This is a genomic window from Lipingzhangella halophila, assembly GCF_014203805.1.
Classification (GTDB): domain Bacteria; phylum Actinomycetota; class Actinomycetes; order Streptosporangiales; family Streptosporangiaceae; genus Lipingzhangella; species Lipingzhangella halophila.
Window position 1 is genome coordinate 3,672,722 of the sequence record NZ_JACHJT010000001.1, and the last position, 12,645, is coordinate 3,685,366.

The 12,645-nt window shown below is 71.1% G+C and carries 11 protein-coding genes; 8 read left to right on the forward strand and 3 right to left on the reverse strand.

Annotated features, from left to right (window positions below):
- Nucleotides 1–114: 114 nt before the first annotated feature.
- From F4561_RS16945 to F4561_RS16970, 6 genes are all read left to right on the forward strand, one after another.
- A complete protein-coding gene (locus F4561_RS16945) occupies nucleotides 115–1,125 on the forward strand; it encodes a substrate-binding domain-containing protein (RefSeq protein ID WP_184580236.1) in 1,011 nt (336 codons plus the stop codon).
- On the forward strand, nucleotides 1,122–1,892 hold the full coding sequence (locus tag F4561_RS16950) for an ATP-binding cassette domain-containing protein (protein ID WP_184580238.1): 771 nt from the start codon (nucleotides 1,122–1,124) through the stop codon (nucleotides 1,890–1,892). Before F4561_RS16945 ends, F4561_RS16950 begins: the two co-directional genes overlap by 4 nt.
- Nucleotides 1,882–2,955 (forward strand): ABC transporter permease, encoded by a 1,074-nt coding sequence (locus F4561_RS16955; protein ID WP_221445515.1) that lies wholly within the window; start codon nucleotides 1,882–1,884, stop codon nucleotides 2,953–2,955. The genes F4561_RS16950 and F4561_RS16955 overlap by 11 nt, the downstream gene beginning before the upstream one ends.
- Nucleotides 2,952–3,995, forward strand: a complete 1,044-nt coding sequence (locus F4561_RS16960) for a phosphotriesterase family protein (RefSeq protein WP_221445516.1) — start codon at nucleotides 2,952–2,954, stop codon at nucleotides 3,993–3,995. The genes F4561_RS16955 and F4561_RS16960 overlap by 4 nt, the downstream gene beginning before the upstream one ends.
- 64 nt (nucleotides 3,996–4,059) lie before the next feature.
- Entirely contained in the window at nucleotides 4,060–4,806 is a 747-nt protein-coding gene (locus tag F4561_RS16965; RefSeq protein ID WP_184580242.1) for a glutamine amidotransferase, read from the forward strand.
- Nucleotides 4,791–5,444 carry a TenA family protein gene (locus tag F4561_RS16970; RefSeq protein ID WP_184580244.1) on the forward strand — a complete coding sequence of 218 codons (654 nt, stop codon included), beginning with the start codon at nucleotides 4,791–4,793 and terminating at the stop codon, nucleotides 5,442–5,444. The genes F4561_RS16965 and F4561_RS16970 overlap by 16 nt, the downstream gene beginning before the upstream one ends.
- 96 nt (nucleotides 5,445–5,540) lie before the next feature.
- Here the strand turns inward: F4561_RS16970 and F4561_RS16975 are convergent, their stop codons facing one another.
- Nucleotides 5,541–6,236, reverse strand: coding sequence for an SDR family oxidoreductase (locus tag F4561_RS16975; protein WP_184580246.1), 696 nt, complete (start codon nucleotides 6,234–6,236; stop codon nucleotides 5,541–5,543).
- 481 nt (nucleotides 6,237–6,717) lie between these two features.
- Between F4561_RS16975 and F4561_RS16980 the strand changes: the two genes are divergently transcribed.
- Complete coding sequence (locus F4561_RS16980) at nucleotides 6,718–8,427, forward strand: DEAD/DEAH box helicase (RefSeq protein WP_184580248.1); 1,710 nt, start codon at nucleotides 6,718–6,720, stop codon at nucleotides 8,425–8,427.
- 140 nt (nucleotides 8,428–8,567) lie between these two features.
- Complete coding sequence (locus F4561_RS16985; RefSeq protein ID WP_184580250.1) at nucleotides 8,568–9,365, forward strand: thioesterase family protein; 798 nt, start codon at nucleotides 8,568–8,570, stop codon at nucleotides 9,363–9,365.
- A gap of 69 nt (nucleotides 9,366–9,434) precedes the next feature.
- Here F4561_RS16985 and F4561_RS16990 read toward each other — a convergent pair whose 3' ends face one another.
- Both F4561_RS16990 and F4561_RS16995 read right to left on the reverse strand, forming a co-directional pair.
- Nucleotides 9,435–11,465, reverse strand: coding sequence for a TRAP transporter permease (locus F4561_RS16990; RefSeq protein WP_184580252.1), 2,031 nt, complete (start codon nucleotides 11,463–11,465; stop codon nucleotides 9,435–9,437).
- Nucleotides 11,466–11,514: 49 nt separating this feature from the next.
- A complete protein-coding gene (locus F4561_RS16995) occupies nucleotides 11,515–12,642 on the reverse strand; it encodes a TAXI family TRAP transporter solute-binding subunit (RefSeq protein WP_184580254.1) in 1,128 nt (375 codons plus the stop codon).
- Nucleotides 12,643–12,645 lie beyond the last annotated feature (3 nt).

The following is a 12,645-nucleotide window of genomic DNA, read 5'->3' on the forward strand; positions in this document are numbered from 1 at the left end:
GACGGCAAGCACCCACGTTCGCACCACCATGTGCGCGAACACCGCCGGCCCCGCGCCACGAGAAGTCCGTTTCCTCCCCCGCCCGCGGGCGGGGGCGTCCTCGGAGGAGATCGCATGACCAAGACGCCCTGGATCGCCGCGTTGAGCGTGGCACTGCTGGCCACCGCGGCCTGTGACAGCGACGTGCGCGAGGAGCAGGAGGCCGAGGAGGAGGCCGCGCAGGAGATCCCTGAGCCGACGGACGTGCCCGACGGCTGCGAGCCCGACGGCGAGCCCCTTGAGATCGGCCTGGTCACCATTAACCTTCAGGCTCTGTTCTTCAACCAGATCAACACCGGCGCCGAGCGCATCGCCGAGGAGACCGGCGCCGAGCTGCAGATCGTCAGCGGTGACGACGACTCCGTCACCCAGGCCAACGCGATCGAGGACCTGGTCGCCAGCGACGTGGACGCCATCATCGTCGACGCGGTGGACACCGAGGGCATCAAGCCGGCCGTCCGCGAGGCCGACGACGCGGGCATCCCGGTGGTGGCCGTCGACGCCACCGTGGACGACCCGGCGGTATCCACCCAGGTCGGTGTGGAGAACGCCAAGGCCGGCGCGCAGATGGGCGATTTCCTGGTGGAACAGTCCGCCGGAGAAGGAACCGCGCACATCGTCAGCGCACTGAACAGCACTATCCAGTTGCAGCGGGAGGACGGGTTCACCGAGGCGGTCGAGGACGGCGGGATGGAGGTCGGCTCGGTCGTCGACGGCCAGAACGTCCAGGAGGAGGCGGAGAACGAGGCGGAGAACCTGCTCACCGCCAACCCGGACGCCGAGTACATCTACGCCACCGGCGAGCCCGCCCTGATCGGTCTCGCCGCCGCGGTCCGCAGCCAGGACCTCACCGACCAGGTGACCGTCGTGGGCTGGGACCTCTCCGAGCCGGCCGTTGACGGGCTGCGCGACGGCTGGATCGCCGGAGTCGTCCAGCAGAACACGTTCGAGCTCGGCTACCAGTCCATGTCCGCCGCTGTCCGGCACGCCTGCGGCGAAGAAGCCCCCGAGGACGTCCCCGTCCCGATCGAGATGGTCACGCCGGACAACATCGAGGACTACCTGTACTTCCTGGAGAAGGAATGACCGACGAATCACCCCTGGTGGAGCTGCGCGGCATCCGCAAGTCGTTCGGCGCGGTCACCTCGCTGGCCGGGGTGGACCTCACCCTCGGCCGCGGGGAGGTGCTCGGCCTGGTGGGCGACAACGGGGCTGGCAAGTCCACACTGATGAAGGTGCTGGCCGGGGCTCTCCAGCATGACCGGGGCGAGATCCTGGTCAACGGCAGAGGCGTGCGCTTCGCCACTCCCGCCGACGCCCGCCGCGAAGGCATCGGCATCGTGTACCAGGACCTCGCGCTGTGCGACACGCTGGACGTCGCGAGCAACCTGTTCCTGGGCCGGGAACCCCACAAGGGCCCGTTCCTTGACCATGCCACGATGCACGCCGAGGCCAGCCGCATCCTGCGCGACCTGCACGTGCGCGTGCCCTCCACCCGCCAGGAGATCGGGCGCCTCTCCGGCGGGCAGCGCCAGACCGTGGCCATCGCGCGGGCCGTTTCCACCCAGCCCGACGTGCTCATCCTGGACGAGCCCACGGCGGCGCTCGCCGTGGCCGAGGTCGAGCAGGTGCTACGGCTGATCGGCGACGTCGCCGCGCGCGGCGTCGGCGTCATCCTCATCACGCACCGGCTGCAGGACCTGTTCCGGGTCTGCCACCGGATCACCGTCATGTACGAGGGCCGCAGCGTCGACGACGCGCCGATCGCCGAGCTGGACATCAAGTCGCTCGTCGACATGATCACCCGTGCCAACACCCCGGATTCGGCGAAGGAGGCCCTCAGTGACCGCTGACACCGGCAGCACCGCAACCGAAGGGCCTGGCTCCGCCGACGCGCGGGACGGCACGTCCCCGACCGAACCGGGCCCTCGTCTCGCCCGGATCCTCAACGACGCCAACAAGCCGACCCTGCTCATGGTGGGCGTGACGGTTCTACTGTTCGCGGCGTTGGGGGTGGCGACACCGGACTTCCTGACGTTCGCGAACCTGTCCAACCTGGCCACCCAGGTCGCTCCGATCGTGATCGTCGGGGTGGCGATGACGTTCGTCATCACCTCGGGCCAGATCGACCTTTCGGTCGGGTCGACCATCGCCTTCGTCGCCGCTGTCAGCGCCGAGATGCTGGTCGCCGGGCTGGACTCGTCCCTGGTGATCGTGCTCGGCATCCTCTCCGGCGCGGCCTGGGGGCTGGTCAACGGCTGGCTGGCCGCCTACCAGCGCATCCCGCCCTTCGTCGTCACGCTGGCGACGATGTCCGTCATCCGCGGCGTCGCCCTGCTGCGCACCGAGGGCTTCTCGGTGCCGATCGACAACCGGCTGATGCTGGCCCAGCTCGGCCAGACGGACCTGCTCGGGTTCTCCGTCTCGGCGTGGATCGCGCTCGTCGTCGCGGTTCTGGGTGCGATCCTGTTGAACCACACCCGGTACGGTCAGTACATCACCGGTATCGGCTCCAACGAGGAGTCGGTGCGCCGGGCGGGCGTCAACACCCGGCGGACCAAGATGCTGGCGCTGGTGTTCACCGGCGCCGCCGCCGGGCTCGCGGGCCTGCTCATCGCCGCCCGGCTGGGTTCCGGATCGGCGAACTCGGCCGAGGCCTTCGAGCTCACCGTCATCGCCGCGGTCGTGCTGGGTGGAACGAACCTGTTCGGCGGACGCGGCACGATTGTCGGCACGGTCATCGGTGCGCTCATCACGGGGGCGATCGCCAACGGTCTCACGCTGCTTGGCATGAGCCCGTTCCTCACGCCGATCGTGACCGGATGCGTGCTGATCCTGGCGATCTGGCTCAACCTGCGCGGCCGCGACATCGCCGACCTCGCCAGCCAGATGCTGGGCCGGAGGGCGGCACAGTGAGTGAGCCCGTCACCGTGCGCACCGTGACGGGTGCGGTTCCCAGCGACCACCTGGGCCGCACCCTCACGCACGAACACCTGGTCAACGACCTGCGCGCCGCCGTCTCCCCGCCCGGCCCCGGCCGGGAGCACCTCACCACGGCACCGGTCAGTGCGGACCTGGCGTGGCTGCTGCGCGAGGATCCCTACGCCTGCCGCGACAACTGCGTCCTCGACGACGTCGACGCCGTTGCCGCCGACCTCGCCTCGTTCGCCGACGCCGGCGGGCGCAGCGTTATCGACCTGACCCCGCCGGGGATCGGCCGCGACGCCGCGGTCCTGCGCGGGCTCGCCGAGCGCAGCGGCCTGAACATCATCATGGGGTCGGGGTGGTACCTGCAGCGGTTCCACCCGGCCCACCTGGCCGGCGCGACCGTGGACGAGCTCGCCACCGGACTGCTGGCCGAGCTCCGGGACGGCGACGGGCCCCGGCCCGGGGTCATCGGCGAGATCGGGGTGTCGCCGGACTTCACCGCTGCCGAACGCACCGCGCTGCGGGCGGCGTGTGTCGCCCAACGCGCGGCCGGCGTCCCGCTGTTCGTGCACCTGCCCGGGTGGCAGCGCCGCGGAGGCGAGGTGCTCGACATCGTCCTGGCGGAGCAGGGGGTCGACCCGGGCTCGGTGGTGCTGTGCCACATGGACCCCTCCGGGCCCGATCGCGCCTACCAGCGCGCCATCGCCGAGCGGGGCGTGTGGCTGGAGTTCGACATGATCGGCATGCCGTTCCGGTTCCCCGGGGAGGGGCAGGCGCCGCCGCCCGCCGAGACCGCGGACGCGGTGCGGGCGCTCATCGACGGCGGGCACGCCGAGCGGTTGCTCCTCAGCCACGACGTCTTCCTGAAGAGCATGCTGACCCGCCACGGCGGCAACGGCTTCGGCTACGTGCCGGTGCTGTTCGCCGAGCGGCTACGCGATCTGGGCGTGGACGACGCCACCGTGCGCGGGCTCATGGACAACAACCCCCGCGGTCTCTTCGAGGCCGCGGCCGGGGCGCGGTCATGACCGCGCCCCGGCCGAACCGCCACCGCAGTGACAGTGTCAGTGACACATCCGGATTGGAGCTTACGTGAGCCGCGTCCTCATCGCAGGAGAGAGCTGGGTGACGATGTCGACCCACATCAAAGGGGTCGACTCGTTCACCACGCACTCCTACGTCGAAGGGGTGGGGCCGCTGCGCGACGCGCTGACGGCCGCCGGGCACTCGACCACCCACCTGCCCGCGCACCTGGTCCCCCAGCAGTTCCCCGATGACGCCGCCGCCCTGGCCGACTACGACCTGGTGGTTCTCTCCGACATCGGGGCGAACTCGATCCAGCTCGCGCCGCGGGTGATCGACCGCTCCGAACGCGGCCACGACCGCCTCGCGAACCTGGCCGCGTGGGTCGCGGACGGGGGCGCACTGCTGATGGTCGGCGGGTACCTGTCGTTCACCGGGTTCGAGGGCAAGGCCGCGTTCCGGCAGAGCCCTCTGGCGCCGTCGCTGCCGGTGGAGCTGCTCCCCGAAGACGACCGCGTGGAGCTCCCGGCCGGAGCCGCGCCCTCGGTGCTGCGGCAGGACCACCCGGCGGTTGGCGGCGCGGGAGCCCAGTGGCCGCACCTGCTCGGCTACAACCGGGTACGCGCCCGCGCCGGTGCCACCACACTGGCCGAGATCGCCGGAGACCCCCTGCTCGTCGTCGGCGAGCACGGCAAGGGCAGGACCGCCGCCTTCACCTCCGACTGCTCGCCGCACTGGGCGCCACCCGAGTTCTGCGAGCGGTGGGACGGCTACGGGAACCTCTTCGACGGGCTCGTGCGATGGCTGACAGCCTGAGCGGCGGCGGCCGCAGCGCGCGGCTGCTCGCCGCGGCCGGCGACGATCTCGCCGCGGCCGCGCGGGTGCGGCTGCTCACCGAGCTCACGGCCGGTTCGGTGGACCCGGAGGTCTACGCCCGCTACCTGCGCGTCGAAGAGGAGTTCGTGCACACCGCCGCCCGCGTCCTCGGCGCGGCGGTGTGGGACGCGCCACGTTGGGAGTCCACGGTCGGGCATGCCCGCTCCCTGTTCTCGCTGGTCACTGAGCAACGGGAGTACTTCGCCCACGCCCGCGCGCAGTGGCCCGCCGCGGCCGACCTGAGCCCGGCCGCGCGCCGCGCGGCCGGCGGGTTGTCGGAGCATGTCCTGCGCGCGGCCGCGGACCATGGCTACCCCGCGATCGTGACCTCGATGCTGGCCGCCGAGCAGCTCTACCTCACCTGGTGCACGGCCGCCACCGGGCGGGACGTGCGGCGCGAGCCCGCCGTCCAGGAGTGGATCGAGCTGCACGCGCGGGCGCCCTTCACCGACCAGGTCGCCTTCCTGCGGGCCGAGGTCGACGCACTGCCCGGCGAGGTCAGCGACGCCCGCTTGCTCGACTGGTTCACCGCCATGCTCGCGGAGGAGTGCCGGTTCCACGACGCTGTGTTCCGCTGAGTACCGCGCACGGCGCGGCCGGCCGCCGCACCCGCCAGGGGTGTCCGGCCCCGAGCACACCCGCCTCGCCGAACGTCCGCCCGTGCTCCCGGTCGGTCAATTGGGTTGCCCGATGGGGCGCACCACGATGGAGTTGATGTCCAGTCCCGCCGGCTGGTTCAGGGCGAACACGACGCAGTCGGCGATCTGGTCGGCGGTCATGGCGGGACGGTCCGGCAGGCCGCGCCCCTCCCAGAATGGGGTGTCGACCAAGCCGGGGGCGACGAGGGTGACGCCGACCCCGTCCCCGGTGACCAGCATCCGGGTGTTCTCGGCCAGGGCGCGCACGGCCCACTTCGTGACGGAGTACAGGTTGCCCGGCGTGTTCTTCTCCCCGGCCACCGAGCCGACCAGGACGATCCGCCCGTTCGTCTCCCTGAGGTGCGGCAGGCACTCCCGCACCACCAGAGACGGGCCCAGGACATTGGTGAGCACCATCGCGCGCATCGCCTCGGGGTCCTGGTCGGCCACGGTGCCGGCGGCGGTGAAACCGGCATTGGCGATGGCGTTGTCGAGACGTCCCCACGCCCGCACGGTGCTCTCGACCGCCGCCAGCACGTCCGCGTGTTCGCCGGTGTCCCCGGGCAGGGTCATGAGCTGGTCAGTACCCGACGCGACGGAGTCGGCGAAAGCCGCGAGCCGGTCCTCGTCGCGACCCGTGACCGCCACCCGATGGCCCGCGTCGAGCAGGCGCCGCGCGGTGGCGGCCCCGATTCCGGTCGACCCGCCGGTGATCAGCGTCACTGGTGCCATGAATCCGGTCTCCTCGTCTCGCAACAGGCCGTTGGTCCCGCCGACGCGCAATTCTTCCAGGGCCCGCCCCCGGCAGCCCAACCCCCCGGCATCGCGGGCCGTGCGCCACGAACCGGTTCCGTCGGGGACCCGCGGCCGCGCCGCCACCCACCGACGGACACCGACAGTGGCGGTAGGCTCGGTTGGGAGCCAGGTGAGCGTTACCGCCCGGCGGTAAGGCGCCTGATTCCACTCGCAACGTCGCCACGCGCAGCGGGCCCCCGCTCTCCCGGCGGCACGCTCATTGGCTCGCGGTCCGGCCACATCGGAGTTGCGGGCGCGGTCTACGGCTATGGCCGGCGGGCGAAGCACCGCGCCGGCCATACGGGCGTTGGAACCGGCCGTCCACGGACAGACGGGCAGCGAGGGAGCGCGACGTCGCGACCGTGACACCTAGTCAGTACGCGTACTGAGCGTTTTCGCTCTGGAACAAGGAGTCCGAATGTCCCTCAACGCCGCCGAGGGCGCGGTCAGCTTCGCCGACCTGGAGCTCCGGCCCGAACTGCTACGGGCGCTCTCCGGCCTCGGCTACGAGGAACCCACGCCCATCCAACGCGAGGCCATCCCGCCGATCCTCGCCGGCGGTGACCTGCTCGGGCAGGCCGCCACGGGAACCGGGAAAACCGCCGGCTTCGCGCTCCCGATACTGCAGCGGATACCCGAGGGCAAGCGGGGTCCGAAGCCGATGGCGCTGGTGCTCGTCCCCACCCGCGAGCTGGCCATCCAGGTCTCGGAGGCGACCCACCGCTACGGCCAGGAGCTGGGCGCGCGGGTTCTCCCGATCTACGGTGGGCAGCCGATCGGCCGGCAGATACGAACCCTCGAACAGGGCGTGGACATCGTGGTCGCTACCCCGGGCCGCGCGCTCGACCACATGAGCCGCGGCACCCTCACGCTGGACGACCTTTCGATGGTGGTCCTCGACGAGGCCGACGAGATGCTCGACATGGGCTTCGCCGAGGACATCGAGGCGATCCTGAACGAGACCCCCCGGGACCGCCAGACGATCCTCTTCTCAGCGACGATGCCGCCGCGCATCAACGGGCTGGTCCAGCAGCACCTGCGCGACCCGGCCGCGATCCGGATCGCGCGCGAGACGACCGCCGTTGACGAGTCCCCGCTGGTGCGGCAGAGCTCCTACATCGTTCCGCGCTCGCACAAGCCGGCGGCGCTCGGCCGGATCCTCGACGTGGAGTCGCCGTCGGCCGCTCTGGTCTTCTGCCGCACCCGCGAGGAGGTCGACGAGCTGACGGTGACCCTGAACGGACGCGGCTACCGGGCCGAGGCACTGCACGGCGGTATGGGCCAGGAGCAGCGCGACCGTGTCATGGGCCGGCTCCGCAACCAGACATCGGACCTGCTCGTCGCGACCGACGTCGCCGCGCGCGGGCTGGACGTGGAGCATCTCAGCCACGTGGTCAACTACAACGTGCCGTCCGCCTCCGACTCCTACGTGCACCGCATCGGACGGGTGGGCCGCGCGGGCCGCGAGGGCGTGGCCATCACCCTGGTGGAACCGCGCGAGCACCGGATGCTCAAGACCATCGAGCGCGCGACCAACAGCAAGATCACGATCGAGAAGCTGCCCACGGTCGCCGACCTGCGGGCGCGGCGCCTGGAACTGACCCGCGCCGCGCTCAACGAGAGCATCCTGGAGGACGATCTCGAGCACTACCGCGTGGTGGTCGAGGCGCTCTCCGACGAGTTCGACGTCATGGACATCGCGCTCGCGGCGGTGCGGCTGGCGCACGAGACGAACGGCCCGCCGGGTGACGAGGAGGAGATCCCGGACGTCAGCCTCAAGCCGCCGAAGCGCACCGAGCGCGGTGGCAAGCGCCCCAGCGAAGGCGGCCCCGGCGGAGGCCGCTCCGGCGGGTCGGAGCGGCGGGGCGGGGGCGGCCGCACCCCCGCCGGCGGGATGGCGCGGCTGTTCGTCGGCGCCGGGCGCAGTGCCCGGATCCGGCCGCAGGACCTGGTGGGCGCGATCGCCGGGGAGACCGGTCTCAGCGGGCGCGACATCGGGGCGATCGACATCGCCGACCGGTTCTCGCTGGTGGAGGTCCCCGAGTCGTCCGCCGAGGAGGTCATCGAGTCCCTGCGCGGTAGCACGATCAAGGGGCGCAAACCCGTGGTGCGCCGCGACGCCCGGTAGCCGGCAGGACCCGCTCGGCCCCCGCGTCCCGCGCCCGAGGCGCCGGGGCCGGGCGGCGGACCTCCGCACAACCGGGATACTCTACGGTAACTTGCTATGGCGTCCAGGCCGCGGTTCGTCGTTCAACGTGAGGTGCATTGATGCCAGACTCGGCGGGGTTGCCCGAGGCCTTCTACCGGGAGCTGGGGCAGGGGTGCTACGAGAGCACACCGGCGACGATCGGGCCGTGGAGCGCGAAGACGCAGCACGGCGGGCCTCCGTCGGCCCTTCTCGGGCGCGCGCTGGAACGGCACGAGGCACGGGACGGCCTGCGGGTGGCGCGCGTGACGCTGGAGATCCCGCGCCCGGTACCCGTGGGTGAACTGCGGGTCAGCGTGCGCACGGTGCGCTCGGGTGGGCGCGCCGAACTACTCGAAGGCGAGATCACGGCGGACGGGGTGCCCGTCGCCCTGGCGCGGGCGTGGCGCACCGTGCGCAGTCCGAAGGACACCCCGCGGCTCCGGCCGGAACCCGACCCCCCACCGCTGCCCGGCCCCACGGCGGAGATCACCGGGTCCGGTGGCTACGTCGACGGTTACATCTCGGCGATGGAGTGGCGCCGCTCCTCCGGGGGTTTCGACACGCCCGGCCCCGGCACAACGTGGGCCCGACAGCGGGTGCCGCTGGTCGCCGGGGAGGAGGACACCCCACTGACCCGCGCCCTCACGCTCGCGGACAGCAGTTGGGCCGTGGGGATGGAGCTCGACCCGGTGCGCCAGCTCGTCATCAACACCGACGTCACGCTCGCGCTGCACCGCGAACCGGTCGGCGAATGGCTCTGCCTGCGCTCGGCGACGGCCGCCGACCCTGACGGCTCGGGCCTGGCGACCGGCCAGCTCGACGACACCGCCGGCGGTTGCGGGCATGTCCTGCAGACCCTGCTGGTGGCGCAACGCTGACCCAGCGGCGCTCTCCGGTGCGGCCGGTGCCGGGCCGCGTGTCGCGGCCCGGCACCGGCGCGCCCGGGATCAGGCCGGCGGACCGGCGCGCTCCGTGTCGGCACCGCCGGCCGGCACGCCACCGCCCGGATCGGCGCCCTCCGGGGTGTTCGCACCGGTCACGGTTTCCCCGCTGCCGCTGTCCTCCGGCTCGCTCTCCGGGCCGCTGCCGCCGGCCTCGGGCGCCGAGAACAACCAGGTCGCCACGATGACAAGAACGCCGACAGCCAGGCCGACCAGGCCGCTGGTCCGCTCCGGAGCGAGCATGGCAACCCCGGCGGCCATGCCGACCACCCGTGCGGCCCAGTGCATACGCCGGTGGATGCCCACGATCCACCCCTCGAAGCTCCATGCCATCAGCACGACCCCGGCGACGGCCAGTGCGAACGCGATCCCGACCTCGGCCAGCCCCGCCTGGGCCACCAGTGCCGGGTTCACCGCGAAACAGAACGGGATGATGTACTTCACCATCCCGAGCCGCATTGCGGTGAGGCTGGTCTGCATCGGCTTGGTTCCGGCGATTCCCGCCGCCGCGAACGAGGCCAGAGCCACGGGCGGGGTGATGTAGGAGACGGTCGCCCAGTAGATGACGAAGAGGTGCGCCGCCATTGGGTTGACGCCCAGCTCGACGAGCGCCGGCGCCATCACGATCGCCAGGAACACGTACACCGACGACACCGTCATCCCCATGCCCAGCACGAACGACGTGACCGCGCCCGCGATGAGGATCAGGGCGAGGCTGCCCCCGACGAGGAAGGTGAGCTCGCGGGCGAGCGACAGCGACACCCCCGCCATGGACAGCCCGCCCACGATCAGGCCGACACCGGCGATGATGCCGAGGATCTCGGCGATGGTCCGGCCCGCGCCGAACAGCAGGTCGGCCAGGCCGCGCAAGGTCAGCCGGTCCTTCGGCCGCACGGCGGCGATCAGCAACAGCGCCGCGACGACGATGAACGGCGTCTGCTGCTCGTTGCGGTACACCACGAGCAGGAAGACCAGTCCCGCCAGGGCCAGCAGGAAGGGCCAGCCGCGCAGCAGTACCCCGCCCACGCGCGGCAGTTCCGCGCGTGCGAGCCCGCGCAGCCCCGCCTTCGCCGAGTACGCGTCGATCTGGGCGAAGATCCCGAGGTAGTACAGGACAGCGGGGATCACCGCCGCCAGGGCCACCTCGCGGTAGGTGACCCCGACGAAGGAGACCATCAGGAACGCCGCGGTCCCCATGATCGGCGGGGTGATCGAGCCGCCGGACGCGGCCGTCGCCTCCACACCGGCCGCGTACTGGCCGCGGAAACCCGCCCGCTTCATCGCGGGGATCGTCATGGGCCCGGTGGTCAGCACGTTCGACACGGCGCTGCCGCTCATCATGCCCATCGAGCCGGAGCTGACCACCGCGACCTTCGCCGACCCGCCGCGGGCGTGGCCGAACATGGCCTGAGCGAGCTGGTAGAAGAACGTCGCGCCGCCCGTGTGCTGCAACACCACGCCGAACAACAGAAACCCGATCAGGATGGTTCCGGCGGTCTGCAGGGGCAGTCCCAGGATGCTCTCGACACCCATGGCGTGCATCCGCGCCGCACCGTCGAGGGTGAACGGGATGCCCTGCAGGAACGTGATGGGGATCTCGCCGGCGAACAACGGATAGACCGAGAACAGCAGCGCGATGACGGTCACCGCGGTTCCGGCGCAGCGCCGCAGCGCCTCCAGCACCAGGGCCCACAGCACAAAGCTGAGCACCACGGACTCCGGCGGGCCCGCGTAGTCCCACCCGAAGTTGACGATCTGCTCGGCGTTGTACCCGAAATAGCCGTTCACGCCGATCGTGATGCCGAACAGCGCCATGTCGTAGACCGGAACGCGCGCCGCCGCGCCCTTGTGCGCGGGAAACACCAGGAACACCAGGGGCAGGAACAGCGCCAGAACGAAGTACAGGAACTGGTGGCGCAGCAGGGACTCCCCGCCGAACGGGTTCCAGAAGAACACCTGGCTCACCGTCAGGAGCAGCCCGCACACGGTGAAGAGAACGACCACCGCTCTCCAGAAACCGTTGCACCGGTCGGTCATCTCAGTCGGTCCTCTCCGAGGCGGCATGGGTCATGGACTGGCGCGGCCCCTACTCCTCGGGGACGTTCTCCTCCTTGTAGGCGGTCCACTCCTCCTGGACGTCCCCGCCGTCGGTGTCGGCCTCGGCGACGAAGTCCTCCCAACCGCTGCGCAGCGACTCGCCGCGCTCGATCAGCTCGTTGTTACGGGCTTCCTTCTCCTCGTCCCACGCGTCGTTCTCCTCCAGGTACCGGACGGTACCGGGGTGGAAGGGGACCGTCTTGGGCTCGGTGTCGGAGTTCTCCACGTTCCATTGCTCGGTGTTGGCGGTGGAGTCCTTGTAGTCGTCGTAGGTGTCGTTGATGGCCTTGACGGTCTCGTAGACGAGCGTCTCGTCGGTGTCCGCGTAGGTCATGAACGGCAGGGGATAGACGAGGCTCTGCGCGGTCTCGCCCTCCTCCTGGCCGGGCCCGCCCCCGAACTCGCCGATCTCCACGCCCGGGGCGATGTCCGTGACGGCCTCGACCTTCTCCTCGGAGTCGTCATCCATGCTGAGCCACCGGATGTCGAAGGAGTTCTCCAGCTCGTAGAGGTCGGGACCGTAGATCTGGTGGAACAGGACGTCGATCTCGCCGTTCTCCAGGGCGTTGGGCTGCTCGCCGTAGCCGAGCTCCACCTCGTTGACGTCGTCCCAGGTGAGCCCGCCGTAGGCGAGGAACGCCTCCAGCTTGTTGTTCACTGAGGGGTTCGCGGTGATGCGCGGGAAGTCGGCGCCCTCCAGGTCCTCGAAGGACTCGATCCCGGAGTCGTCGCGCACGAGGAGGCCGTGCGGCGCGATCGGGCCCCACACCACCCGCACGTCCTGCGGGCCCCACTCCCCCGTGGCGAAGTCGTGGTCGCCCTCGAAGGCGTAGATGTACTCGTCTCCGGTGCGGGCCATATCCGCCTGACCTTCGCTGACCGGAGTGACGCGGCCGACCGCGGTGTCGGAGGTGATTACCCGGATGTTGGGCCCGCCGTCCGCGGTGATGGCGTCGGCGACCGCGGCGACGTCGGCGTAGGTCGACGTCCCGGTGCCGTAGGTGCTCCACACCATCTGGTTCGGCATGCCCTCCTCGTCTTCGCCGGCGTTTCCGCAGGCCGCGAGGCTCATTGTCGATACGACGGCAATACTGGTCGCAAGAACTCGCTTCTTCACGTG